Consider the following 26418-nt stretch of genomic DNA (forward strand, 5'->3'; position numbering starts at 1 on the left):
AGGTGATTGAGCTTCAAAATATTACCGTGCAATTTGGGGGAAATAAAGTGTTAAATGATATTTCAATGACATTTGAGCAAGGTCAAATGATCGGGCTTGTTGCACCAAATGGAACGGGAAAATCCACATTTATGAATGTGTTAATGAATTATGTGAAACCTATGAAAGGAAAGGTAGTATTTAAGGATGGTCTAAGTTACTCGAATAAATCAAATGAAGTAAAAATTCATAAATTCGTGTCGATGATGCCAGACCAAAATGACTTGTATAATCACTTAAGTGGGCGCGAGCATTTAAAAATGTTTGCAACAATGTGGCAATCCGATTTAAAACTGATTGATGAAACAATCGAAGCATTAAATATGGGGCATTATGTGAATAAAAAAACCGGCACGTATTCACTTGGTATGCGCCAACGTCTATGCTTTGCAATGCAAATTGTCACAAATACGGAAATTATGATGATGGACGAAGTAATGAACGGACTTGATCCAAATAATGTAGAAATTATTTCGAAAATATTATTAAAGAAAAAGGCGGAAGGTAAGATTATTATTATTGCTTCCCATTTACTTGATAATTTAGAGAAATATGCAGACCGAATTTTCTTATTTAATAAAGGAAAGCTAGTTGATACCAATCAAGTAATAGAAGGTTTTAGTCAAGCGCATATTAAAACTATTCGAGTAAAAAACATGGAGGATAATACTAAAAAACAACTCCGCGAGCTATTTCCAAATATAAAACTTCAAACACTTACAAACGGAATGTCACTAATTCATTTACCAAGTTCTGAGGCAAGTTTATTAAGTACGCTTACATCTTTTTTAGTTGAGAGAAATGTGGTGGATTTTGCATTTGGTAAAGTTACATTAAATGATTTGTATTCAATATATTATCATGAAGATAAAAATGAGACAGTTAGTTAAAAAAGGACAACCACTTAAAATATTATGACCACGAAGGAGGGGTACAATGAACATGACCAAATCGGAACCGGAGTTCACTATCATCCGCACCCTGAATGCCAGCCGCGAGCTCGTGTGGGGTGATGGAAACATCCGATGGCATTAAAGAAGTTTACGAAACAAATTATAAGGATGCCAAAAAAATAATTAACCATACAGATGCACATAACAACACCACTACTTTTGTACAAGATTTGTCTGGAAATATTACAGCATCTATAAATGGAGAACGCAATGAAACAAAGTATTCCTAAAATTTAAAGAATGAACTTGAAACTGTTGTCGATCCAAAACAGCAACAAACTTCTTACGAATATGATGGCAACGGTAATTTGAAAAAGATAACAAATGCAAGAGGGTTCGTAACAGACTTTAAGTACAATGGGAAAAATCAAATTACGGAAGAGAAAATCCCCCCCTACTTGTAGAAATATGTTTGAGGCTGGTTGGGACTTAGATCTCGTATAACAAGCGAAGCTATAATACTAATTGGAGGTATAGGGGTTACTGGTGAATGCGCTGTAAGAGGAGAAAAAATGAACCCAGTAGTGGGTATTGATGTAGCTAAAGATGATCATTGGGGTAATTATAGTTGTTGTGAGTCTAGTTACCTTTTTTATTACAAATCTATTTGTCAGACTCTTAATTTCGAAGGAAGTTCAAGGGATTGCCATTATGAAAAGCCTTGGTTTTGCAAATGGGATGATTCGATTTCCGTGAAATCCAACAAGACGCACAAGAGGCAAAATTAAATATCTGGTCACATGATAATTACTTCCAAAAAGATGAATTTCACCCGGAAGTATTAAATTAAATTGATTAAACTATTTGCGAAAGATTACTCTATACTTTTCATTGATTTAAACGGTCTCCTTTTAAAGGACACTTTAAATTAGGCAAGCCCAAGAAGTTGCTGTCTGTATTTTGCAGACAGTATCTTTTTTTATTGCTCTATTTAGGACAATGATTATATAAAATAGACAATCCTTCACTTCTCGCTTAACCACCACATTCCATAACTTTTCATATTCGTTGTACAGTTTTCGAAATGAGACCTCAATTGCCCAAATTCTTTCCACCTTTTGTATTTATTGAAATGAACTTAGGGAGTGCACTTAAAACATATAAAAACTATAAGTATTTATTATGTTTTAAGTGGAATTTTCAGATAAATTAGTTTCGTAGGGAAAAAGTAACAAACGATTGAAAATTAGCTTGTAATAAGAGATATCAAGGAAAGTTAATTTTCAAATTATGTTTTAATAAAAACAAATAGTGATTTTGATTATTAGGAAATAGTCGTTACAATTTGAATACTCAGAAATAATGACTATATACCTGTTTTATAGGTGTATATGTTCGTAGAAAAGTTCTAAAGTTTATACATTAATAGAATTAACCTAATAGATCTATGTTCCTGATATTAACTTTGATGATGTTATTAGTTTCAACGCTTTGTGGGATTAGAACTGTGAAATTACGGCATAATTCTATATATAAGTTGTATAAACTCGCTTATTGGAAACTATATGTAAATAGTTAGCATTACGCTGACAGAAATGTTAGTTGAAGACTTTGGGGTGAAACTATGTATAATTTTTTAGATCGTTCTACTTTACAAAAAGTACAAGTCCTACACCATATTTTTAATGAAAAACGATATTTTTCAAGTTTTGAATTAGCTCAAGATATGCAGTTGTCGGAAAGAACCATTTTGAAAATACTATCGGAGATTTCTTTAGACTTACAAATAATAACAGATTCTGCTTGCATAAAGGCAAAAACATCAAAGTATTATTTATTGGATTACAAAGATCATTTTTCTATTAAAACAGTAGAGCGACATTATTTGCAAAATTCATTAACATATAAAGCTTGTGATGAGATTTTTCATAATACATTTGATGATATTACTTCTTTCTCATTAAAGCACTTTACAAGTATGGCCTCTATGTATCGACGTATAAATAAAATTAAACCTCTACTTATACAATTTCAGTTAAAGTATACATCCCAACAGATGGTGACGCTTGAGGGGAATGAAAAACAATTTCGCTATTTTTACTATTTGTTTTATTGGAATTCGTGTTGGGGAGAAGTATGGCCATTTACACGAATTACCCGAGAGGACATTTTAAAAGTACTGAAGGTAGTGAATTTAGAACTTCCAGAATCGGTAATATATTGGCTCGCCATTTGTTTAACACGAGCTAAATTAGGTTTCTTAATTGACAATGATCCAATGTACACTACTTTTACAAAACATCATTATCATTATGACAATTATTCAAAAGCAGTCAGGCTAATATTTAAAGAACTAACAAATTTATCTGCTGAAGAGATTGAATTAGAATTGATGTTTTCATTTAATTTTATCAGTTGTTTAAAACATTATGATAAAAAAGATAAAGCAGTAAGTCTTATGATGAACTTTGCTCAGCACCATAATCAGGAATTGTTTGTGCAAGCAACTTTGTATTGGATAGAAACATTTATGGATCATTTTTCTATTGTCTTAAATGTAGAAGAATATTGCGTGTTATTTGTGAATTTACTTCATCTCCATTATTATATGATGATTTTTTCTGGACCGCTCTACTTGTTTAAAGAAGACCTTTATAAGAAGAGGTTTGAAATGCATGAAACTGATCAAATAGAAATTATGAATCAGTTTTATGAACGTCTTTTGGAAAATGAAGAATTCTCCATTATTTTTAAACGGCAGGATACTTTGATAGGAAGGTATCACAAATTATTAAAACAATCCATTGATGTTATGAATAGAGATGCCATTAAAATTGAAGTTGTTTCCATGTTAAATGACATTCCATATTTATTCGATCAAATTAAGCGAGTTTTTGTACATGTTGAGTTGTGCCCAAAAGATGAAGAGGCAGAGTTAATTATTACAGATCGTTTATATATGAATATTAATAAAGATACACAAGGAATATTTGTATGGAATTCTGTTCCCAAGAAAAGTGATTATGAAAGGTTAGGAAAAAGACTACAGGAAATTTATTTCAAAAAAAACCAGGTATCAAATAAACTTTTAATAACTTTAATAAGTGAAATATAATAGCATGCATTTGAATTCCCTCATATTGATTAATAATAACTGATTAATAGATTTTCTATTGAAAACGCTTCAATTTATATATATGAGAGAAGAGAGAAGTAACCAATTAGGGATAGTTAAAAAAAGTATTAGGTTGGTACGAAGATATGTGGCCTTTGATGATACTTAATGAACCTTTAAAGCGAGTGCAGCAAAATGAATGTTATTCAAATTTAACAACATCTTAAATGAAAAAAACACGAAAACGCAATAACAATGCTTACGAATTAAACGAAGGATGAGGGCGCATATGATTAAAAGAAAAATTCCAGATGAGCTAACCTATTCAAAGGAGGAACAAAAAGATTTATTTAAAGTGTTAGCAATATCAAGTGAAATACGTGACATAGGTATTGTAGAACATCTTTTAAGAGTACAAAAATTAACAGAGAAACTGGTGTTAGCCCTTAATGAAGAGCGAAAGAACAGCTTGCCAGTTGAGTATATTGATAAAATTATTTATTATAGTATATTGCATGATATTGGAAAATCAGGTATTCCCGAATCAGTACTTTATAAACCTGGGCCACTTACATTCTATGAGCGCAAAATAATAGAAATGCATCCACTTATCGGGATTGAAGTGCTACATAAAATATCTGATGTAATGAATTATAATCTTTTTGAGAATATGGAAATAGCGAGTAACATTATTAAATATCATCATGAGAAATGGGATGGTACTGGATATCCTGAAGGACTTAAGGGAGAAGCTATTCCATTAGAAGCGAGAATAATAGCCATAGTAGATGTATATGATGCTTTAGTTAGTAAAAGATCTTATAAGGAATCTTGGTCTAAAGAAGAAGCTTTGACATATTTGAACGAACAAAAGGGCATTCACTTTGAACCATCCTTAGTAGATGCTTTCATAAAAGTAATTGATAAATCTTAATAATTTGGAAAAATCATAGGAAAGCACATGTATCTGTCATTCGTATTCCAAAGCCTATTACCTTGTCTGCAAAAAGGTAATAGGCTTTTTTGCGGACAATAAATTAGATGGATAAACCACGTTTTCCGTGAGCGGGGCTGAACCACTTTCCTCGTCACTTCCAGTCAAGGTCTCGACTGTTCCGCTGGCGTCGCGTCCTCCACTCCACCCAATGTTGAGTCAGATGAAGAGCCATCATTGAACAAAATATTTTTTTACTCATATTATACTGAAACATGGTTAATCAGTTTTGAGGAGGTTGCAAATGCATTGGATCACCATCATTTTTATAGGTATTGCTGCTAATCTAGATAATTTAGGAATTGGTCTTGCTTATGGTGTAAAAAAGATGAAAATTCCAGTCCTATCAAACGCAGTTATTGCCGTTATGTCAATGATTGTCACATACGTTGCAGTAACAGCAGGAAGCACAGTAATTGAGTATATCTCAGCACATACGGCAAATCTTTTGGGAAGTCTTTTGTTATGTGTAATTGGGATATGGACGTTATTGTCCAATCGCTTTTCTAAAAAGGGGATAATGAGTAGTTCTGAATTGTTTGATGATGATAAAAATTATGTTATTACATTTAGGGAAGCCATTACACTCGGATTCGTCTTATCAGCCAATTGTTTAGCGGGGGGAATTGCAATTGGAGCGAATGGCATTTCAGCTATATGGACAGTTATATCTATTGGTACTTTCTCATTTTTATCAGTCGCAATTGGTAGTCATTGTGGATCTTTACTAACAAAAACATTCATAGGAAAGTATTCGACAGCAATTTCTGGATGGCTATTAATTATGATTGGTATTTTTGAGATATTTGCTAAATAGCTTTGTTTTCGTCTTGTTAATAGATTTATTAAAATAAAGAAGATGTTACTTTGAGATAACTTTAACTGTAATACCGTACATGTACATTGTGGATTCAACTCCACAAAATCAGGTTAAGAAGTGATTTTGTACATAGCTTCTTCGTTAAAGGTATTTACATAAAAAGAGCGCATGCAGAGACTTTTTGTAGTGCGCCTTTTTTGATTAGAGGAAATTTTGACATATTAAGGTCGATTTTGGTTTAGTAGTTGACAGACACTGGTATCAACGATTATTCTTGGAAATAACAATTGTAATTGAGAATGATTTTCGTTTAAGTGAAATTGCTTTCATGAATAACGTTGTGAATATAATTTATTTCAATTATAATGATTGATGGAAAATAGATAAAAATTTTCCATTATTAATAGAGGAGGCATGCAACTCATGAAGAAGATAATGATGTTGGTCATGCTAGTCAGTATGTTTGTATTTAATTTAGCTTTACCTCAAGCATCTGCTCAACTAGCTGATGGCACACATTCTGTAAAATATCAGGTGAATAAACCAGAAAGTAGCTCTGCGTCCATTGCGAATGATTATTTCGTAAAGCCTGCAAAGGTAACTGTGAAAAATGGGACAGCCACTGTACAAATTACCTTGAAAAATAGTGCATGGATTACTAAATTCCAACCACCTGGTGGTGCTTCTGTTGTAAGCGAAGATAAATCAGCTGACACTCGTGTTGTACAATTTACAGTAAAAGATTTAACAAAACCGGTAGTTACATCTATGAAAATTGATATCGATGATATTAATTATCACCATGAATATAGCGTTTCATTAGTATTCGATGCAGCGTCAACAGGAAGTTCGACTGTAACGCAAGCACACGATACTAAATCACCAACGCCGACTACAACCGAAAGTCAAGTGTCTAATCCTCAGACAAGCGATGCTACACCTTATTTATTCATCGTCGCTTTACTAGGATCAGCATTTTTACTTTATAGAAATAAACTACAAACAAAATCGGAGGATTTATAATGGCTAAAAAACGTCAATCACGCGCAACAAAAATCGTACTAGCTTCACTACTAGCTGCATCACTTTCAGTACCATCTTTTGCATCTGCACAAGCAGCTGATGTAACAACAGTGAACACTGAAGTGAAGGCAGAAACAACTAAATCAGAGAAAGCTGATACTACAGTAAATTTCCAAATTTTTAAACCTGGTACAACAGAAGCACAACCTGCTATTAGCTCTCATCTTGTAACGCAAGGTACAATGGTTGAGAAAAATGGGAAATTCGAGGCGAAATTAACAGTAACAGCGAAATCTGCACCGATGATTGCAGGCATACAAACAAAACAAGGCGATAAGTATGCAGATGCTACAGAAGTGAAAAATGCAGATGGCACAATTACATACAGTTTTCCAGTTGTAGCTGGTGAAGTACTATCAGCAAAAATTCATGTAGTTGCAGATACACCTAAAGGTAAAATGGATACATGGTATGACTTTGATTTGAAAGCAGTTGAAAATAAAGAAACAACAACTACTGAAGTGGTAGAAGAAAAGAAAGAAGAAACAACTGAAGTGGTAACAGATAAAGAAGCAACTGAAACTACTGATAAAACAGAAGTGACAGATGCAGACGTAGAAGTATATGAAGGAAAAGTAACTGTTTATAAAGACGGCACTAAAGAAGAGTCAAAAATGAAAGATTACATTGACTCTACAGTAGCAGTAGCTAAAGCAGACGGCACATATGTTGTAGGTATGTTTTTCCCTAAAGGTCAATATGTTCAATCATTTAAAGTTGATGGTCAGGACGCTGAATTAGACGAGGAAGAAACAGGTACAGATGAGCGCCTTTACTTGTTTGAAGTAAAAGACATTAAAGCACTTACAACGGCAGAAATTCATATTATTGTAAATGAAGCTGGTGTGAAATATGATTCAGTTCACAAAGTTCAATTTAAATTTGACGTAAATTTTGACCAACCTGTAACAGAAGAAACGACTGTTGATAATCCATTCAAAGATATCGACAACAATGAAAACAAAGATGCAATCTTAAATTTACTTGCTTATGACATTATCGTAGCGCAAGATAAATTTAATCCGAACAATAGTTTAACTCGTGCGCAATTTGCATTAATGATTGCACGTACTTTAGAACTAGAAGCTACTGAAGTTGCTGGCTTCCAAGATATTAAAGGTATTGAAGCAGAAAATGCAATTAATGCCCTTGCTGAATATGGCATTGTTGAAACACGTGATAAATTCAATCCAAATGGAACATTAACACGTCAACAAGGCGCTTTAATGATCTACCGCGCAATTCAAGCTATTGAAGGCGAATTAAAAGTTGACATTTCATTGCCTTATGCTGACGCATCAACAATTGCTAATGATGAAGCGAAAGAAGCATTCTCATTACTAAACAAAGAAGGCATTATGACTGGTTCTGTTGCAAAAGATGGTAAAACTTACATCAATGCAAACAAACCATTAACGCGTGGACAAATGGCGAAAATACTAAATAATTCTTTACATTTCTTCTATGAATTTGAGGAATCAGAATAAGCATTAAAATAGCAACTTCCTTTCTCACACAGTGAGGAAGGAAGTTACTATTGCTTCTAAAGAAAAATGGGGGAATTTCCTTGATGAAAATAAATAGAAAAAACTTTCTTTTGTTTGCGTTCAGTGCTGTTTTTTTAGCTTTTCTCCCTCAATTTGTTTGGATGCATGTACAAGCCGAAGAAAAGGCCATAGAAAATGGATCTTATCAAGTTGAACTAAGTTTTCCATCCATTGATGGAGTGGAACAAAGTCGTTTTTTCAGTAAAGAAGCAACACTTATTGTCGAGAATGGACACTATACTTTAGCTTTGTCGATAGAAAATAACAATAGCCTGACGAATTTACATATTGAACAAAGCGAAAGAACGCTTCCTTTCAAATTAGAGAGTACTGAAAATTTAGTTCAGTTTGATGGCATAGATTTAACGCAACCGATTTTTGTAAAGGGTTTAATGGCCCTTCCATTTGGAGAAGATAACCGTCCTTTTACCCAAGAGCTTCTAGTAAAAGTAGCGTCTATTAAACCAATAGAGATACAAAGTGAAGAGTCCATATTAGTTAATGAGGTAGAACAAAACTTACCAAATGACATAGCTGAAAAAGAATGGACAATGAACTATGTCCTTCTTGTGGATGGCAAAAAAGAGAGCTCAATTATGAATACATATGTAAAGCCAGTGGCAAAGATGATAGAAAAAGAAGGGAAAATCTTTGCGCAGATGTCGATAGAAAAATCGGCTTGGATAACAGGTTTAACGGTAGAGCGACAAGGGGAGCAAGTGGCACCGAAGCTTATCTCTCTTATAGACAATATGCGAATTATTGAATTTGAAATTGAGGATTTAGAGCAGCCACTAAGAATGTGGGTAAAGGTTGATATTGCGGAGCTTGACTATCATCATCAATATTTCGTAAATCTAAAATTTGACCAACTACAGGTCGATAAATTTTTAAACAAACCACAAGCGGAATCTTCAGAACAGATAGACATAGTGAAGCCCCCAGTCATTGTTAAAGAGAAAGTTAAGAGTACACCGGGTAAATTGACAGATGAGTCTGTGACAAAACCACCCCTACTAGCGCCATCATCAGTTCAACCTACCCCTACTGTACCAAAGGAAGAACTGTTAGCTTTTGACCGGACACTTGATGCAAATACTGCAGGAGATGCTGAAGATGAACCAAATGAAGCTGAAGTCAAAAAGGAATCAGCTACTAAAACGGTAGTGATGGACAGAAATACAACCCAGCAACTTGTTCAATTAGATAAGGTGAAAATGGCCTTGCTCATCATTATTTGTATTTTATCAGGGTGGTTACTTGTTCGCCGCATCAAAAATTCTAAAAAAGAAGCAACTGAACAGAAATAAGTAGGAGATGACAATATGCAAAAAAAGTGGAAAGCGCTCATGCTCTTCATGGCACTCATGACATTATTCTTAATTACTGGTTGTAGTGGTGGAGATGACCAAGACAAAACAAAGGAAACTGCTGAAAAAATAAAAACAACTACACAAAGCGAAAATCGTATTATTGCAGGTACAGTTGTCGTTGCGGACATTTTAGATAAGCTAGAGTTGGACGCGATTGCTGTGCCAGAAACTGAAAAAGTATTAGCTTCACGCTTTGATGGTTTACCGACTATCGGCAATGCAATGGAACCTGATATGGAAATTGTAAAATCTTTGAATCCAACAGATGTATTATCAGTTTCAACGTTAGAATACGATTTACAAGATAAATTCAAACAATTAAAGATTCCCGTAAACTTTTTAAATTTTCAAAGTGTAGATGCGATGCTTAGTGAGATTAAATCATTAGGCGAACGCTATGACCGTTCAGCTCAAGCTGAAGAATTAGTCACAGACTTACAAAAAAATATTGAAGCTGTGCAAAGTGTTGCGGCCAACAATGAGGGCCCTCGTGTATTAATTTTACTTGGTATTCCTGGAAGTTATTTAGTAGCAACTGAAAATTCTTATGCTGGAGACCTTGTGAAACGTGCGGGGGGGATTAATGTTATGGAAGGACAGGATGCAGAGTATTTATCTTCAAATACAGAATACCTGCATAATAGTAATCCAGATATTATTTTACGCCTTTCTCATGGTATGCCCGACGAGGTTGTAAAAATGTTTGACGAAGAATTTAAAACAAATGATATATGGAAGCATTTTGACGCAGTGAAAAATGACAAAGTATATGATTTGGAGGAAGAATTATTCGGAACAACAGCTTCATTACAGGTGCCACAAGCTTTAGGACAGCTGGTGGAGATCTTCTATCGTTAACAGCAACTAGAAATTGCCGCTCGTATCACAAGCTAAGCCTTGTATAGAGCGCTTTTCTTATATTTAAAGTTAAGCGTGAGTTTGACAAGAAAAAGGGAAATCGATATGACAAAAAAAATAGTAAGTTTTTCTATTGTAATAGTGTTGTTGCTTGTCACAGTGGTATATGCGGCGACAACTGGTAGCATTAAAATGGGCTTTTTTGCTTTTATAGGAGCATTATTTGAAACAGATAATAGCCAAATGGAGGCAATTCGTGATTTGCGCTTCCCTCGCATTATTGTTGCGCTATTTGCCGGGGCGGCTCTTTCGGTTGCAGGTGTGCTTTTGCAATCGGTAATGCGTAATCCATTAGCAGATGCTGGCGTTATTGGCATATCTTCTGGTGCAGCATTCGTCCAGTTATTCATTATTTCATTTTTCCCGGCATTATTTTTTTTGACGCCTGTTTTAGCGTTTATGGGTGGGGCCATGGCCTGTGCACTTGTTTTTGCCTTGTCATGGAAGTCAGGCTTGAGTCCACTGAAATTGATTTTAGTGGGGATTGCTATTAATGCAATGTTTACTGGTTTAACGGAGGCGTTTATAAGCTTAGGTGGCTCACTAAATACATCAGCTTCTAGTGTCATCGGTTCGAATTTAACCATGCGCACTTGGAAAGATGTCTCGACAATTGTCACTTACGGTACAGTGGGATTGGTTGGTGCCTTGGCGTTATATAGTTGGTGTAATCTTCTTGTCCTACAGGATAAAACAGCAAAAAGTTTAGGCTTCAACGTTGCACGCGCTCGATTACTTATAGCAGCCGTTGCCGTACTATTATCAGCTGTTTCAGTTGTCGTGGCAGGCGTTATTTCGTTTGTCGGCTTGTTAGTGCCACATATTGCCCGGCGTTTAGTAGGTTACGATCATAAGGTGCTTATCCCATTTACCGCATTAGCAGGAGCATTATTAATTTTAGTGGCAGATACGATTGGTCGTACTATTGTTGCACCACTTGAAATTCCTGCCTCCACCATTATGGCAATTATCGGTGGACCATTCTTAATATTCCTACTACGAAAAGAGTGACGAAACATGAAAATACAAGATATTATCGTATCTCATGATAATCGCCGAAATCATTTAGACGGTGTGACGACGGCCATTCAAAAGGGCAAAATAACAACAATTATCGGCCCAAATGGTTGTGGGAAGTCTACTTTGTTAAGTGTAATGTCCCGCAATAACTTGCCAAAATCAGGCCATGTATCATTAGAAAATAAAGATGTAGTGCATTATAAGTCAAAAGAGTTTGCAAAAAAGTTGGCGATTGTCTACCAGCAAAATGATGTACCCAAGGATTTAACCATTGAAAAGTTAGTGAGCTTTGGACGTCTACCACACAACTCGATGTTAAAGCGCAATCAGGAGGAAGATGCGAAGGTAATTGACTGGGCACTTGCTTGTACAAATTTACTGGAGAAGCGTGACAATGATTTAGATGCGCTCTCGGGAGGAGAACGTCAACGTGTATGGATTGCGATGGCGTTAGCACAGCAATCTGAAATTTTGTGTTTAGATGAACCAACGACGTACTTAGATATTTATTATCAAATTGAGCTATTGGAGCTTGTCAAAACATTAAACGAAAAGTATGGCATAACGATTGTTATGGTACTTCATGATATTAACCAAGCGATTCGCTATAGTGACCATATTATTCTGATGAACGCTGGTCATATTGTGGCTGAAGGAGTGCCGCGTGACGTTATTACTAAAGAAGTCATAAAAGAGGTATATGGAGTCGAAGCCATCTTCAATGAGGATGAACAACTGGGGCTTTATATGGTACCTCTGGGGATTTAAGTTGGTGGAATGATGAAAAAAAAGATATCTAAGCTATTAACATTTTTATATTTAGCCATATTTTTATATTCGGGCTTTGCACTTGCGAAGTATGTTTATACGTATTACGAGACGTCGAAATCACTTAAGGAAGTACAAAGTATTTATGAAGAAACTTTGGAGACCATTGAAAAACAAGCTGTTGTTTCGTTAACTTCGACAGAAGATTTAATGAAATACACGGTACGCCCACAATTTAATGAATTATTAGCTGTAAATGATGGCATTGTTGGTTGGATTTCTGTGGATAATACGAAACTTAATAATCCAATTTTGCAAGCAGACAATAATGATTTTTATTTGAATCATAATTTTAAAAATCGTGAAAGTCGTGCGGGAAGTGTCTTTATGGATTATCGTAATGATGCACTCGATATGAGCCGTAATACTATTTTGTATGGGCATGCTATGAAGAATGGTACAATGTTTGGCAGTCTGAAAAATTATTTAAACCAAGATTATGCCGACGCACATCGTACGATTTATTTGGATACGCTTTATGAAGGATATGATATTGAAGTTTTTGCAGCATATGAAACAACAATTGATTTTTATTACATTGAAACAGAATTTAAGAGCAATGAGAGCTTTTTCCAATTTATAGAGCAGGTCCAAGCGCGTTCTACAATTGATATGAATATAGAAATTGGACCAGATGATAAAATCCTTACACTATCTACGTGTAAAGATTCCGTAATGAGCGACGATCATCGCTTTGTTGTTCAAGGAAAGCTAGTAAAGAGATAATGCTCGTAAGTCTGAAAAATATTCTTTTTTGCTTTAAGTGATAAGGAGTTGTCTCAAATAAATTTTTTTGAGATAACTCCTTTTATAATTATCATGAACAATCAGGACAAACTAACGAAAGAATAAGGGGAAAGGAAATCAAATTCTTTGTGTAAAAATAATTACTTGACGTAATGTATTTATTAATATATAGTAAGTTACATAAAGTAATCAATTACTTTTGGTAACTATAATAAGTCATCATAGAAATACATCTAAAGTAACTGCAAATGTTTAACCTTTTTAGTAAAGGGTAACATAAAAAAAGTAGTTACTTCATATTTTAACATATATCTCGAAATCGAGATAAAAACAATTCATTGGAGGAATTCACAAATGGCAAAATGGAACATTGATTTAGGACACTCAGCAATTAACTTTCAAGTAAAACACATGATGGTCTCAAAAGTAAAAGGTGTATTTGATACTTACTCAGCACATATCGAAGCAGCGGATCTTGCAGATTTAACTACTGCAAATATTAGCTTTAGTATTGATGCGACAAGCATCAACACGCGTAGCGAAGACCGTGACAATCACTTAAAAGCAGAAGATTTCTTTGATGCAGAAAAATATCCAAACATTACGTTTAAATCGACTAGCATTACTAAAAAATCCGATGATACGTATAACCTTACAGGTGATTTAACGATTAAAGATGTAACAAAATCGGTAACATTCGATACAGAGTTTAATGGTAAAGGTACAAATCCATGGGGCCAAGAGGTTTATGGTTTCGAGGCAGAAACGACAATCAATCGTGAAGAGTTTGGTTTAACTTGGAACGCAGCCTTAGAAACAGGTGGGGTACTCGTTGGGAAAGACATTAAAATCACAGTAGAACTTGAAGTAAATCCTGCTTAACTTTGCAGACGTAGCTGTGCTCGGGAACTATATTCTCGTGCACAGTTTTTTTGTAAATGATAAAGTTTATATTTTGTAAGAATAATCCAAAAAATAAGTTGTTTGCATATTTTTAGTGAGTTATGCATATAAAACATCATATTGTTTTTGGGGGCGATGGGATGAATGTATTAGTGACAGGTGGTTATGGCTTTATTGGCAGTGCTGTGGCAAGGCGTTTCTTTGAGGAAGGTGCGAATATTTATATTATTGATAATTTAAGTACCGGGCATTTAAGAAATATAAACTTTGAGCACAAATCTTATCTATTAAATGTGGAAGATGAGGTTTGTGAGCATTTCTTTAAGGAAGTGGCATTTGATGTCGTGATTCACTGTGCAGCACAAACGAGTGTCCAAAGATCAATGCAAGAGCCTGTGAAGGATATTTTAACGAACATAGTAGGGCTTAGCCAGATGCTCTTTTTGTCGTCAAAATATAAGGTAAAGCATTTTGTTTTTGCCTCGTCTGCTGCTGTGTATGGTGATAGTCACTATCCTCCACTTGATGAAAGCGATATAAGCGAACCTGTCTCTATGTATGGTTTAAACAAAAGCATCGGTGAAACGTATTGTGAAAAGTGGCAGCGTGATTATCATTTACCTACACTAATTTATCGTTTTGCCAATGTATTTGGTCCTAGCCAATCCATGCAGGGAGAAGCGGCTGTCATCCCAAGTATGTTAAAAAGCAGTATAGAAGGCAAGCCTTTTACCATCTATGGTAATGGTGAACAGTCTCGAGATTTCATTTACGTTGATGATATTGCAGATGCCATTTATGCGGGTGTAAAGGTTGGGCTCAATGGCACATATAACGTATCAACAAATGAAGCATGGTCGATTCATCAGGTTATTTTATTATTACAGCATTTGAATCATCCTTTAGAAATTCAATATGCGCCTGCAAGAGATGGTGATATAGAGCACTCTTTTTTAAATAATGAAAAACTGGCGAAAGCAATTGGATGGAGACCGAAGATTTCCTTTGCTGAAGGCATTGAACGAACATTACAGGCATTACAGAATGAAAAAATAGTTGAAATTTAACAGTATTGAATAGAATTTTCACAGTTCTGCTGAGCTACTAGTGGAAGCTATTTATTCGATACAGAAAGTATCTACCAGTTAAGGGGAGATGCTTCAGCTTGACGACAAAAGGTATTCGGAATGATCACATGCCGAATACCTTTTGATATTTTATCAGAATTAGTAATACCAAATAGCCACTATTCATGACAGTAGTACGCTACGAGTAACTAATGGATAGATAAAATTAAAACCAATAGCAGTTTTTCGTCATCCTATCCATCACCTTCACCTCAATCATTTATAGACGTACACTAGTTGATTGGAGCGCAGGCGGCGACTTCTGCGGGAATAGCATGGGCTGAAGACCCCACAGGAGCGTAGCGACGAGGAGACTGAAGCCATGCCCGCGAAAAGCGTCGGCCGTAGCGGAAATCAACGGATTTATATAGAGACTTCTATTTTAAAAAAAAGACTGAAGACAAACTCAATGTTTTGAGTTCGTCTTCAGTCTGAAGTATCTACTCCTTAGGAGTGGAAGCTTTTTGGGTTGCTATTTATTCGCTACTAATTTCGGTTTCTGCAACTTTTTTTACACGTTCTATAAATTCTACTACTACCTTGTCCGTAGCAAATAATAAAAATAATTTTACAAACCATTTTAACGGGCGATTAGTTACAGTATATGTAAAAGAAGTTTCTTTTTCATTTATTTTATCTAATTCATAAAAAGCCGTGATTTCAAACATATTTGCAAGTGTAAAACCTATTTTCATCTTTTTGTTATCAGGTGTATTTGTATATTCTAAAGTTTCTACATCATATTCTTCTATGCGCTTACCTTCTTTATATTTTTGGCGATATACACTACCAACCACTTCTTCTGTTATTTTAACAGGCTTGTTTTCAACTACTTGAGGCATAATCTTTTGCATTTCAGCTAAAGAACCGTCAAGAAATTTCCAGACATGTTCGATTGGGGCATTTATTTCAATACTTTTTGTCCAGGCTTTCATCGAAAAACACCTCGAGTTTCTATAATTAAAAAATTATTCATTTTAATAATACCCTATAAATCTTGTCTTCAAACAAAATAATGTAAGCTATTTTTTATCAGACTTATCATGTAAACGTACAAAACATTTGTAAAGTAATAAATCTATTTGAGCGTTAATAACTTTAACTAAAGGGCCATACTTTGGTAGTTAAAGTTATTTATCTAGTGATGCTATGCATACGCATTGTATGAATAATTACGTTACGTAAAATATCTTTGGTATATTGTATAATTAATGTTAATGGAATGTTGGGGAATTGATTGAACGGAGGCTATTTCATGCTAGTAGATTTTAGAGTGAAAAATTGTTTAAGCTATAAAGATGAGACATTATTCTCAATGATAGCAGGTAGTCGAATTCGAAAATTGAAGGATACACATACGATGAAAATCGAGTCATTACGTCTGGTGAAAAGTGCTTTTATATTTGGACCAAACGGTAGTGGAAAATCGAATCTATTCGCAGCTATTAAAGTTTTACGTTCGTTGTTGTTTAACTTTGAAAATTTAAATAATGTTAAACAGCTTCGTTTGCCATATCAGCCTTTTAAGCTAGGTGGATATCAAGGGACACCCACAGAATTTATGATTTCGTTATTACTAGACGATTCTCTTTATGATTATGAAGTACAATATAACGCAGAGCAGGTATTGTTTGAGCGTCTTATAAAAACATCGAAAATGAAAAAAGAGGAGCTATTTGTAAGAACGTGGGATGGCACGGAATACTCGTATGAAACTGCACAAAGTACGTCACTTGAGCTGACAAAATATACACGCAATAATACTGCCTTTTTATCGGTGCTAAATGTATTTAATGATACCGATGCAACGAAAATTTTTGATTGGTTTTTACATAAAATCTTATTTTTAGATGAAGCACATCGTTTATCGAGTCATCCGCTCATTCGTAAGCTGGAGGAGGAGCCATTTAAGGGAGAGGTCATAAAGCTACTAAAAATTGCAGACTTTTCTATTCAAGATGTGACAGCGAGACGTGTTGAGCGCAGAGAAAAGAATACAATTGGTTATGAATTTGATACGCCAGAAATTATTCAAGAAGTGGATATTGATTTACATTATTTATCGTTTGATGAAGCAGGTACACCATTGGGCACAGAAATAATTAACTGGACCATGGATTCAAAAGGGACTGTACGTATGCTTCATTTGGCATGTGTCATAGTCGATGCATACAATAAAGGGAAGACAATTTTTATAGATGAATTTGATACGGCTTTTCATGTGTCGATTTGCGAATTTTTAATGGCTATTATGAACAGCAAGCGCAATAAATGCAATCAATTTGTTGTGACGAGTCATGAAATCGATTTATTGGACCAACCACTACGCTCCGATCAAATTTGGTTTATCAATAAAAGTTTTAAAAATGAATCTGAATTGTATTCCTTATTCGATTTTGCTGATTTGCAGAAAAAACGAGGGGATATCTCGTACGCAAAGCGTTATTTAAAGGGAGAATTTGGCGCAACACCCGTTATAAATGAATACTTATCAAATCAATATTTAAGTGAATTGGAGGTATCTGAGCAGTGAGAGTACGTCAACAAGGAAATCGAACACTGCGTAAAACAATCTTAATTTATTGTGAGGGTGAAACGGAGCGTATTTATTTTGAACAAATGCGTATTCTAAAGCGCTCAAAAATGGTGAGTGTCAAAATTAAAAATGTTAAGCGCTCCGCCATCAAGCTTGCACAGCATGCTTTTCGAGATTCAAGCTACCAATATTTTGACGAAGTATGGATTGTTTTTGATAAGGATGATTTAACAGAAAAACAGTTAGAGGAAGTCAATGTTTTCTGTGCGGAAAAAAATATTCATATCGCCTATACAAACGAAGCTTTTGAACTGTGGCTCCTGCTACACTTTGAAGAAGTCGATGTGAAAGCAAAATATCCGCGTGCTGTATTAAATGATAAAATGGAACTACATCTTGGTGTGGCTCGCTATTTCCGTCATAAAGCTGACGAGACAATCATTGCTCCGATAGCGCTACGTCATGAGGTTGCTATAAAGAATTGTACAGATATGATGGCGCTTCGAAAAACAGAAAGTCGTGACAATCCTTATTGCAACATACATGAAATGATCCAATACATATTCTAAAAAAGTACAGCAAGTTTTCTGTCCATAGACGGCAAGCTTGCTTTTTTTTATTAAAATTAAGTTGTAATTTTAAACTGAATATAATAAAGTCGCAAAAATAAAGAAAAATACGTACTATTATCAACTTCAAACAAGGAAGTTTTAACAAATGTCTTCCTAACTTTCGGTGATGAATCTGCTGAAGGGAGAACCTGGGTTTTTGCTGAAAATTGGATGTGGGTCTTTTCCAGGTCAGTATTTCGTATTGCTCATCCTGTCGATTAACAACTTATCTTCCACCTCTAAATAATCCTCAGAATCCATTAACAAATGTGGATAAATAATTTATTTTAAATAAATTTTTAGTATTTGGGAATAAATAATATCAGAAAGCCATGACAATTGAATTGTACATATGACACGTCTTGAACCTATAACTGATAGAAAAGTGTATTTTGTATTCGTTATTCTTTGCGATTAGCTAGCTTGCCTTTTCTTTCTAAACACATTACAATGAAGTTAAGTTAATAAAAGGTTTGAGCGATTGAGAGACCATTAAAAACATATGTACATTTGTACATGTGATTTTAATGGTCTCTTTTTTTCGGTCCAAATAAGGAGGAAATTCATTATGAGCACAGCTTCAGCAATACAACGTCAACAAACAATTGAAGAATTACAAAGTAAAGAATACGATTTATTGGTTATCGGTGGTGGTATTACAGGTTGTGGTATTGCGTTTGATGCAATTGCCCGCGGATTATCTGTAGCGTTAGTTGAAATGCAAGACTTCGCCGCTGGTACTTCTAGTCGCTCGACAAAATTAGTACATGGTGGGCTTCGTTATTTAAAACAATTTGAAATAAAAGAGGTTGCAGAGTTAGGAAAAGAGCGTGCAATCGTTTATGAAAATGGACCTCATGTAACAACTCCTGTTTGGATGCTACTTCCATTCCATAAAGGAGGCACATTCGGCAAATTTTCAACGAATATTGGCTTACGAGTATATGATTTTTTAGCAGGTGTTAAACGTTCTGAGCGTCGCTATATGTTAAATGCCGCAAAAACAATTGAAAAAGAACCTTTAGTCAAAGCTGAGGATTTACGTGGCGGTGGTGTATATGTAGAATATCGTACAGATGATGCACGTCTGACAGTCGAAGTTGCCAAAGCTGCCATCGAAAAAGGCGCTACACTCATTAACTATACAAAGGCAGAAGGCTTTTTATACAATGACCAAAAGAAAATTAATGGAATCGTAGCACAAGATTTGATTGTCCAAAACACATTTAATATTCGTGCTAAAAAAGTTGTTAATGCCGCTGGTCCATGGGTAGACGATGTTCGTGATATCGAAGGGAAAGAAAATGGTAAACATTTAATTTTATCAAAAGGTGTGCACATCGTTTTTGATGAATCCAAATTCCCATTACACCAAGCTGTCTATTTTGATACGCCTGATGGTCGCATGGTGTTTGCGATTCCTCGAGATGGGAAAACATATGTTGGAACGACAGATACATTTTATCAAGGCGATGCACGTGAAATGAATATCCATCAAGAAGATCGTGATTATATTATGAAGGCAATTCATTTCATGTTTCCAAAAGTTAATGTCACTGATGAAGATATCGAATCCAGCTGGGCAGGTGTTCGTCCATTAATTCATGAGGAAGGTAAAAATCCATCTGAAATTTCTCGTAAGGATGAAGTATGGGAATCTCCATCAGGTCTTGTGACAATTGCTGGTGGTAAATTAACAGGTTATCGTAAAATGGCTGAAACAGTCTTAAATAAGATTGCGCAAGATTTAGAGCAACAATTTGGCATTACATCTAAACCATGTCATACAAAACATATTCATATTTCTGGTGGAGATATTGGTGGCTCGAAAAACTTACATGACTTCGTATCTAAACGAACAAAAATGGGCGTTGATATCGGATTATCAGAAGATGAGGCAAAATATTTAGCCCATCATTACGGTTCTAATGTGGACACTGTTTTTGAATACGCTAAACAACAGCATCCTGTTTTACCACAAGGGCTATATGCTCAGTTGCAGTATGGTATTCATCATGAAATGGTTGTTCTTCCAAATGACTTTATGATTCGTCGTACAGCATATATGTTCTTTAATATCGCCCTTGTGAAACAGTATAAAGAAGCAGTATTAGATGAAATGTCAAAACAATTACATTGGTCTACTGAGCAACGCACGCAATATGAAAAAGATATAAATATAGAAATAACAAGAGCTACAACTGCATTATAATAAAAATGAGGAGCTGTCCTAAAAGTAAGTATATATAAAGGTGAAAACCCGCGTAGAAGACTCCAGTGAAATGTATTTACGGCTCCTACCTTGCCCGCGGAAAGCAAAGCGGATTTTTACCATATACAAATATGCCTGATTTCATATGAAGGGCTTTTAAGACAGCCCAACTTTTTAACTAAAGGGGTAACCAAATGAATTTTAATAATCAACATATTATTCCCGCTGCACGTACAGTAAAGCAATTTGATGAAGTATTAAATAGTCGATTCGAATACATTGTTCTATTAGAAGTGCATATTAGTTTGCTTATTTCGATAAAGCGAGAGGCAGATCGTAACGGAAAAAAATTAATTATTCATGCAGATTTAATTCATGGTTTAAAAACGGATAATTTTGCAGCTGATTTTTTATGTAATGATATTCGTCCAGCCGGTATTATTTCCACTCGATCCAATATGTTAATAAAAGCAAAATCTCGTGGGATTATCGCTATTCAGCGTGTCTTTTTAATTGATACGATCGCGCTTGAAAAAAGTTTTACAATGATTGAATCAGCGAAGCCAGATTTTATTGAATTGTTACCGGGTATTATTCCTTCAATGATTTCAGAAGTACACCAGCGTACAAAAATCCCTGTTATTACAGGAGGACTAGTCCGCACTGTTGAAAGCATGGATGAAGCGTTACAAGCTGGAGCAGTAGCTATTACGACATCAAATAAAAATTTGTGGGAAAATTTCAAAAAATAGGTTGACTATGTATGTTATTTTCTCTACAATGTACGTAAGTTCATAAGCGCGTGGTTAGGAAAAGGAACCCACATTTATTCATCTGCATTTCAGCGTGCAGTTTGTTTAAGTGTGGGTTTATTTTTTTACTAGGTGCACTATAACAAAGGGGGCTTGTTGTATGTCTACATTTACAGCTGAACTTGTCGGCACGATGATTCTTATTTTATTCGGTGGCGGCGTTGTTGCTGGTGTATCACTGCACAAATCGAAAGGTTTTGGCGGTGGATGGGTAGTGATTACATTCGCTTGGGGTCTAGCTGTGGCCATGGCTGCATATGCTGTTGGTGGTATTAGTGGTGCTCATTTAAACCCTGCTTTAACAATCGCACTTGCTACAATTGGTAATTTCCAATGGGCAGACGTGCCTGCTTACATTGCTGCACAATTGATTGGTGCATTTTTAGGTGCGGTGCTCGTTTATTTTATGTATTTACCACATTGGAAAGGTACGAAAGATCCGGAAGCAAAATTGGCTGTATTTTCTACAATGCCTGCCATTAAACATCCATTATCAAATTTAATTTCAGAAATGATTGGTACATTTATACTTGTTTTAGGTATTCTAGCATTAGGCACAAATACAATTACTGATGGCTTAAATCCATTTCTAGTTGGTATGCTAATTGTAGTCATCGGTATGGCATTAGGAGGACCTACTGGTTATGCAATTAACCCTGCACGTGACTTAGGTCCACGTATTGCTCATTTTTTCTTACCAATCCCAGGTAAACGTGACTCAGGATGGTCCTATGCATGGGTTCCTGTTGTTGGTCCAATTATAGGTGGTACATTTGGTGCTCTATTTTTTCAACAAATTTTTGAGGGGAAAAATAGTATCGCATTTTGGCTATTAGCTATTATCGTTTCTATTATTTTTATCAGTGCCCAAATGACAGTGAAAAATATTCGAAGTGAAGAGTAATAAAAAATTATTTGGAGGTTTGTCCGATGTCAGAAAAAAAATATATTTTAGCCTTAGACCAAGGTACAACAAGCTCACGCGCTATTTTGTTTAATGAAAAAGGAAGCATTCTCCATATTGCACAACAAGAATTCCAACAATATTTCCCACAATCTGGATGGGTTGAACATCATGCAGAAGAAATTTGGTCTTCCATTCTTTCTTGTATCGCTACAGTACTTTCTGAAAAAAATATTGATTCAAATCAAATTGCTGGGATCGGTATTACAAACCAACGTGAGACAACAGTTGTTTGGGATAAAAATACAGGTAAACCAATTTATAATGCGATTGTATGGCAATCACGCCAAACGAACGCAATTTGTGAAGAATTGAAAGAAAGCGGTTACAATGACTTATTCCGTGATAAGACAGGTTTATTAATCGACGCATACTTCTCAGGTACAAAAGTAAAATGGATTTTAGACAATGTTGAAGGTGCTCGTGAAAAAGCAGAAGCAGGAGATTTATTATTCGGTACAATTGATACGTGGTTAATATGGAAGTTGACAGGTGGTAAAGTACATGTAACGGATTATTCAAATGCTTCTCGTACATTAATGTATAACATTTATGATTTAAAATGGGATGAAGAATTATTAAACATTTTAGGCGTCCCTGCATCTATGCTTCCAGAGGTTCGCCCTTCTTCAGAATTATATGGTTATACGGAGGAAGCGCTGTTCTTCGGCTCTGCTGTTCCGATTGCAGGAGCTGCGGGTGATCAACAAGCTGCTCTATTCGGTCAGGCTTGCTTTGAAGAAGGCATGGTTAAAAACACGTATGGTACGGGCTGTTTTATGTTGATGAACACAGGTGAAAAGGCAGTAAAATCAGAAAATGGCTTATTAACTACGCTTGCTTGGGGCTTAAATGGCAAGGTGACTTATGCTTTAGAAGGAAGCATTTTCGTAGCTGGTTCTGCTATTCAATGGTTACGCGATGGCTTACGAATGTTCCGCTCCGCTTCTGAATCCGAGCAATATGCTGCACGAGTGGATTCGACTGATGGCGTTTATGTAGTTCCTGCATTCGTTGGTCTAGGGACACCTTATTGGGATTCTGATGTACGAGGCGCTGTCTTCGGTTTAACTCGCGGTACATCTAAAGAACATTTTGTACGTGCAACGCTAGAATCGTTAGCTTATCAAACAAAAGACGTACTCGGTGCAATGGAAGCAGATGCAAATATTCCACTTGCGAAATTACGTGTAGATGGTGGTGCTGTTGCAAACGATTTCTTAATGCAATTCCAATCAGATTTATTAAATGTTCCTGTTGATCGTCCGGTCATTAACGAAACAACAGCTTTAGGTGCTGCTTATTTAGCAGGTTTAGCAGTTGGCTTCTGGAAATCAACGGATGAAATTAGTGAGTATTGGAATTTGGATCGTCAATTCACACCTAATATGGATGACTCACATCGTGAAGAAATTTATGCAGGCTGGAAAAAAGCTGTAGCAGCTGCTCAAACATTTAAATAATATTAGTTGGATTTAAAAGATAGCTGAATAGTGATGAAAATAACCTTGATAGGCTAATTTGAAGCGAACCCCGATTGTTAGACAAAATCTAACTTTTTGAGATCACTTCTTTTGCCAATCAAGGTTTTATTTCCTGTTTACACGACTTTTTGGCGGACTTCTATGTCGATACCACCATTTTTTGACGGTCTTCTCCTAGCGCCAAGTTTGTATGAAAAATTGAAATGATTGTGTCATTCTTTCAGCAATGCTTTTGAAGCATGTTTATTCTAGAGAATCATATAGTGTGTATAGAGCGTAATTAGTACTGGTACGAAAGGGGATTGCGTGGATAGATCTTGGTCAAATCAGGGCAAAGATGTAGATGGTAATGCAAAGGATAAGCAGCTAGAGCAGTTTCGTATCAATAATGATGGAAAAAAGATGAACACCAATCAAGGAATTAAAGTTTCAAATGATGAAGATTCATTAAAGGCCGGTGTACGTGGCCCAACGATCATGGAGGATTTTCACTTTCGGGAGAAAATGACACATTTCGATCATGAGCGCATACCAGAACGAGTTGTGCATGCAAGGGGCTTTGCGGCACATGGAGAATTTGAACTGTATGAGTCCATGAAAGAGTATACCAGAGCAAACTTTTTGCAAGACCCAAGTAAGAAAACACCCGTATTTGTAAGATTCTCTACTGTGGTTGGCAGCTTAGGTTCTATGGATACCGCTAGAGATGTTCGAGGGTTTGCAACGAAATTTTACACAGAAGAGGGAAATTATGATTTAGTCGGCAATAATATACCTGTGTTTTTTATCCAGGACGCCATTAAGTTTCCTGATTTGATTCATGCAGTAAAACCCGAGCCACACAATGAAATGCCGCAAGCAGCCTCCGCTCATGATACATTTTGGGATTTTGTTGCGAACAATCAAGAAATAGCCCATATGATTATGTGGCATATGTCCGATCGAACGATTCCTAGAAGTTTTCGTATGATGGAGGGCTTTGGCGTTCATACTTTCCGTTTCGTGAATGACAGAGGGAAGTCAAGATTTGTGAAATTCCATTGGAAACCAGTGTTAGGTGTGCATTCACTCGTTTGGGATGAAGCACAAATCATTGGGGGCAAAGATGCTGATTTTCAACGACGTGATTTATGGGAATCCATTGAAATTGGTGATTATCCAGAATATGAACTTGGTGTACAGATGATTGAGAAAGAAGAAGAATTTAAGTTTGATTTTGATATTTTAGATGCAACAAAGCTTTGGCCAGAAGAGTTGGTGCCTGTTAAAAAAATTGGCAAAATGACATTGAATCGCAATGTGGACAATGTTTTTGCAGAAACAGAACAAGTAGCCTTCCACCCAGGGAATGTTGTGCCAGGCATTGACTTTACGAACGATCCCCTTTTACAGGGACGGTTATTTTCTTATATAGATACACAGCTCATTCGTCTAGGCGGTCCAAACTTTGCAGAAATCCCGATAAACAGACCGATTTGCCCAATTCATAACAATCAGCGCAATGGCTTTAGCCGACAAACCATTAATCTAGGGAAAGTGAGTTATCATAAAAATTCACTGGCAGATAATACGCCTTCAACATCTACCGAGAAAGAGGGTGGCTTTGTCCATTATGAAGAGAAGGTTGAGGGACGTATTACACGAGCCCGCAGTAAGTCCTTTGATGACCACTTCTCACAAGCAAGGCTATTTTGGAATAGTATGTCACCCCCTGAAAAGCAGCATATTATTGATGCCTTTAGCTTCGAGGTAGGCAAAGTGAAAAGTAAATCAGTTCGGCAACAGGTTGTGGATATGTTCGTCCACGTCGATAAAGCGATGGCGACGACTGTAGCTGATAATATTGGTGTCAATCGACCAACTGGCGAACAATCGAAAGTCTCAGCTTCATCACCTGCACTTAGTCAGGCAAATACAATAAAATTACCGCAAACACTGAAAGTTGGTGTACTAATTGGTGATGGATTTGATGCTAATGAAGTGGGAGAGGTGCTGAAATATTTAACTAGGCAGGGTGTTCGATATAGCATAATCTCTGACAGGCTGGGTGTAGTTACAGGTAGTAACGGCGTTCAGTTAATGGCAAGCGAAACATTTATCACAACGGATGCGGTGTTATTTGACTCGTTATATGTTGTAGGCGTAAGAGCGGACAATCAGGCAAAATTTAATACACATATTGTGAATTATATCAATGAAGCATATCGTCATTATAAACCGATTGGTATTGCCGCATCGGGTATGACATTTTTTAATATGTCTAATGCTAATGTAGGACCGGGCATTGTCATGGCAACTGGCAACACTGAATTCGCTAAAAAATTTGTAGCAGCTATTGCACAGCAACGTTTTTGGCAGAGAAATATCTATTAACTCATTATGGCGTTATCAT

The 26418-nt window shown here is 35.8% G+C and carries 23 protein-coding genes; 22 read left to right on the forward strand and 1 reads right to left on the reverse strand.

Going from position 1 to position 26418, the window contains the following annotated elements:
* The first annotated feature begins 2 nt into the window (after nt 1-2).
* The 15 genes from H131_RS05820 (at nt 3) to H131_RS05890 (ending at nt 15347) form a co-directional block, all read left to right on the forward strand.
* Nucleotides 3-929: an ABC transporter ATP-binding protein gene (locus H131_RS05820; protein WP_010858153.1), complete on the forward strand. Its 927-nt coding sequence runs from the start codon at nt 3-5 to the stop codon at nt 927-929.
* Nucleotides 930-1048: 119 nt separating this feature from the next.
* Entirely contained in the window at nt 1049-1222 is a 174-nt protein-coding gene (locus H131_RS05825; protein WP_196228868.1) for a hypothetical protein, read from the forward strand.
* A 316-nt stretch (nt 1223-1538) separates the two neighbouring features.
* Nucleotides 1539-1688, forward strand: coding sequence for an FtsX-like permease family protein (locus H131_RS26245; protein ID WP_473222650.1), 150 nt, complete (start codon nt 1539-1541; stop codon nt 1686-1688).
* 868 nt (nt 1689-2556) lie between these two features.
* Nucleotides 2557-4047: a helix-turn-helix domain-containing protein gene (locus H131_RS05835; RefSeq protein WP_010858156.1), complete on the forward strand. Its 1491-nt coding sequence runs from the start codon at nt 2557-2559 to the stop codon at nt 4045-4047.
* 289 nt (nt 4048-4336) lie between these two features.
* Nucleotides 4337-4981, forward strand: coding sequence for an HD-GYP domain-containing protein (locus H131_RS05840; RefSeq protein ID WP_010858157.1), 645 nt, complete (start codon nt 4337-4339; stop codon nt 4979-4981).
* A gap of 304 nt (nt 4982-5285) precedes the next feature.
* Nucleotides 5286-5858 carry a manganese efflux pump gene (locus H131_RS05845; RefSeq protein ID WP_010858158.1) on the forward strand — a complete coding sequence of 191 codons (573 nt, stop codon included), beginning with the start codon at nt 5286-5288 and terminating at the stop codon, nt 5856-5858.
* Between the two features lie 426 nt (nt 5859-6284).
* The gene (gene isdC / locus H131_RS05850) at nt 6285-6884 is read left to right on the forward strand and encodes a heme uptake protein IsdC (protein ID WP_010858159.1); all 600 of its coding nucleotides are present in this window, start codon (nt 6285-6287) and stop codon (nt 6882-6884) included.
* Complete coding sequence (locus H131_RS05855) at nt 6884-8431, forward strand: NEAT domain-containing protein (RefSeq protein WP_010858160.1); 1548 nt, start codon at nt 6884-6886, stop codon at nt 8429-8431. The genes isdC and H131_RS05855 overlap by 1 nt, the downstream gene beginning before the upstream one ends.
* Nucleotides 8432-8514: 83 nt before the next feature.
* On the forward strand, nt 8515-9801 hold the full coding sequence (locus H131_RS05860; RefSeq protein ID WP_010858161.1) for an NEAT domain-containing protein: 1287 nt from the start codon (nt 8515-8517) through the stop codon (nt 9799-9801).
* Nucleotides 9802-9816: 15 nt separating this feature from the next.
* Complete coding sequence (gene isdE, locus H131_RS05865) at nt 9817-10722, forward strand: heme ABC transporter substrate-binding protein IsdE (RefSeq protein ID WP_010858162.1); 906 nt, start codon at nt 9817-9819, stop codon at nt 10720-10722.
* 105 nt (nt 10723-10827) lie between these two features.
* Nucleotides 10828-11793, forward strand: coding sequence for a FecCD family ABC transporter permease (locus H131_RS05870; RefSeq protein WP_010858163.1), 966 nt, complete (start codon nt 10828-10830; stop codon nt 11791-11793).
* Between the two features lie 6 nt (nt 11794-11799).
* Complete coding sequence (locus H131_RS05875) at nt 11800-12570, forward strand: ABC transporter ATP-binding protein (RefSeq protein ID WP_010858164.1); 771 nt, start codon at nt 11800-11802, stop codon at nt 12568-12570.
* A 12-nt stretch (nt 12571-12582) separates the two neighbouring features.
* Nucleotides 12583-13356: a class B sortase gene (srtB, locus tag H131_RS05880; RefSeq protein ID WP_010858165.1), complete on the forward strand. Its 774-nt coding sequence runs from the start codon at nt 12583-12585 to the stop codon at nt 13354-13356.
* Nucleotides 13357-13731: 375 nt separating this feature from the next.
* Complete coding sequence (locus tag H131_RS05885; protein WP_010858166.1) at nt 13732-14259, forward strand: YceI family protein; 528 nt, start codon at nt 13732-13734, stop codon at nt 14257-14259.
* Between the two features lie 161 nt (nt 14260-14420).
* Nucleotides 14421-15347 carry an NAD-dependent epimerase/dehydratase family protein gene (locus H131_RS05890; protein ID WP_010858167.1) on the forward strand — a complete coding sequence of 309 codons (927 nt, stop codon included), beginning with the start codon at nt 14421-14423 and terminating at the stop codon, nt 15345-15347.
* A 536-nt stretch (nt 15348-15883) separates the two neighbouring features.
* Here H131_RS05890 and H131_RS05895 read toward each other — a convergent pair.
* The gene (locus tag H131_RS05895) at nt 15884-16342 is read right to left on the reverse strand and encodes an SRPBCC family protein (RefSeq protein WP_010858168.1); all 459 of its coding nucleotides are present in this window, start codon (nt 16340-16342) and stop codon (nt 15884-15886) included.
* 320 nt (nt 16343-16662) lie between these two features.
* Here H131_RS05895 and H131_RS05900 point away from each other — a divergent pair, with 320 nt between their 5' ends.
* The 7 genes from H131_RS05900 to H131_RS05930 all read left to right on the forward strand — a co-directional run bounded on the left by H131_RS05900 (nt 16663) and on the right by H131_RS05930 (nt 26399).
* Nucleotides 16663-17940 carry an AAA family ATPase gene (locus H131_RS05900; RefSeq protein ID WP_010858169.1) on the forward strand — a complete coding sequence of 426 codons (1278 nt, stop codon included), beginning with the start codon at nt 16663-16665 and terminating at the stop codon, nt 17938-17940.
* Entirely contained in the window at nt 17937-18512 is a 576-nt protein-coding gene (locus tag H131_RS05905; protein WP_010858170.1) for an RloB family protein, read from the forward strand. The genes H131_RS05900 and H131_RS05905 overlap by 4 nt, the downstream gene beginning before the upstream one ends.
* Before the next feature lie 610 nt (nt 18513-19122).
* Entirely contained in the window at nt 19123-20766 is a 1644-nt protein-coding gene (locus tag H131_RS05910; RefSeq protein WP_010858171.1) for a glycerol-3-phosphate dehydrogenase/oxidase, read from the forward strand.
* Between the two features lie 194 nt (nt 20767-20960).
* Nucleotides 20961-21518 (forward strand): glycerol-3-phosphate responsive antiterminator, encoded by a 558-nt coding sequence (locus H131_RS05915; protein ID WP_010858172.1) that lies wholly within the window; start codon nt 20961-20963, stop codon nt 21516-21518.
* A gap of 160 nt (nt 21519-21678) precedes the next feature.
* The gene (locus tag H131_RS05920; protein ID WP_010858173.1) at nt 21679-22482 is read left to right on the forward strand and encodes an MIP/aquaporin family protein; all 804 of its coding nucleotides are present in this window, start codon (nt 21679-21681) and stop codon (nt 22480-22482) included.
* 26 nt (nt 22483-22508) lie between these two features.
* Nucleotides 22509-24005, forward strand: coding sequence for a glycerol kinase GlpK (gene glpK, locus H131_RS05925; RefSeq protein WP_010858174.1), 1497 nt, complete (start codon nt 22509-22511; stop codon nt 24003-24005).
* A 327-nt stretch (nt 24006-24332) separates the two neighbouring features.
* Complete coding sequence (locus tag H131_RS05930; RefSeq protein ID WP_010858175.1) at nt 24333-26399, forward strand: catalase; 2067 nt, start codon at nt 24333-24335, stop codon at nt 26397-26399.
* Nucleotides 26400-26418: the final 19 nt, after the last annotated feature.

Source organism: Lysinibacillus sphaericus OT4b.31 (assembly GCF_000392615.1).
Taxonomy (GTDB): domain Bacteria; phylum Bacillota; class Bacilli; order Bacillales_A; family Planococcaceae; genus Lysinibacillus; species Lysinibacillus sphaericus_B.

What these genes read in the sequence shown, in the direction of transcription:
- H131_RS26245 (WP_473222650.1), top strand. Translation starts at nt 1,539, where the DNA reads ATGATCATTGGGGTAATTATAGTTGTTGTGAGTCTAGTTACCTTTTTT.
- H131_RS05835 (WP_010858156.1), top strand. Translation starts at nt 2,557, where the DNA reads ATGTATAATTTTTTAGATCGTTCTACTTTACAAAAAGTACAAGTCCTA.
- H131_RS05840 (WP_010858157.1), top strand. Translation starts at nt 4,337, where the DNA reads ATGATTAAAAGAAAAATTCCAGATGAGCTAACCTATTCAAAGGAGGAA.
- H131_RS05845 (WP_010858158.1), top strand. Translation starts at nt 5,286, where the DNA reads ATGCATTGGATCACCATCATTTTTATAGGTATTGCTGCTAATCTAGAT.
- isdC (WP_010858159.1), top strand. Translation starts at nt 6,285, where the DNA reads ATGAAGAAGATAATGATGTTGGTCATGCTAGTCAGTATGTTTGTATTT.
- H131_RS05855 (WP_010858160.1), top strand. Translation starts at nt 6,884, where the DNA reads ATGGCTAAAAAACGTCAATCACGCGCAACAAAAATCGTACTAGCTTCA.
- H131_RS05860 (WP_010858161.1), top strand. Translation starts at nt 8,515, where the DNA reads ATGAAAATAAATAGAAAAAACTTTCTTTTGTTTGCGTTCAGTGCTGTT.
- isdE (WP_010858162.1), top strand. Translation starts at nt 9,817, where the DNA reads ATGCAAAAAAAGTGGAAAGCGCTCATGCTCTTCATGGCACTCATGACA.
- H131_RS05870 (WP_010858163.1), top strand. Translation starts at nt 10,828, where the DNA reads ATGACAAAAAAAATAGTAAGTTTTTCTATTGTAATAGTGTTGTTGCTT.
- H131_RS05875 (WP_010858164.1), top strand. Translation starts at nt 11,800, where the DNA reads ATGAAAATACAAGATATTATCGTATCTCATGATAATCGCCGAAATCAT.
- srtB (WP_010858165.1), top strand. Translation starts at nt 12,583, where the DNA reads ATGAAAAAAAAGATATCTAAGCTATTAACATTTTTATATTTAGCCATA.
- H131_RS05885 (WP_010858166.1), top strand. Translation starts at nt 13,732, where the DNA reads ATGGCAAAATGGAACATTGATTTAGGACACTCAGCAATTAACTTTCAA.
- H131_RS05890 (WP_010858167.1), top strand. Translation starts at nt 14,421, where the DNA reads ATGAATGTATTAGTGACAGGTGGTTATGGCTTTATTGGCAGTGCTGTG.
- H131_RS05895 (WP_010858168.1), bottom strand. Translation starts at nt 16,342, where the DNA reads ATGAAAGCCTGGACAAAAAGTATTGAAATAAATGCCCCAATCGAACAT.
- H131_RS05900 (WP_010858169.1), top strand. Translation starts at nt 16,663, where the DNA reads ATGCTAGTAGATTTTAGAGTGAAAAATTGTTTAAGCTATAAAGATGAG.
- H131_RS05910 (WP_010858171.1), top strand. Translation starts at nt 19,123, where the DNA reads ATGAGCACAGCTTCAGCAATACAACGTCAACAAACAATTGAAGAATTA.
- H131_RS05915 (WP_010858172.1), top strand. Translation starts at nt 20,961, where the DNA reads ATGAATTTTAATAATCAACATATTATTCCCGCTGCACGTACAGTAAAG.
- H131_RS05920 (WP_010858173.1), top strand. Translation starts at nt 21,679, where the DNA reads ATGTCTACATTTACAGCTGAACTTGTCGGCACGATGATTCTTATTTTA.
- glpK (WP_010858174.1), top strand. Translation starts at nt 22,509, where the DNA reads ATGTCAGAAAAAAAATATATTTTAGCCTTAGACCAAGGTACAACAAGC.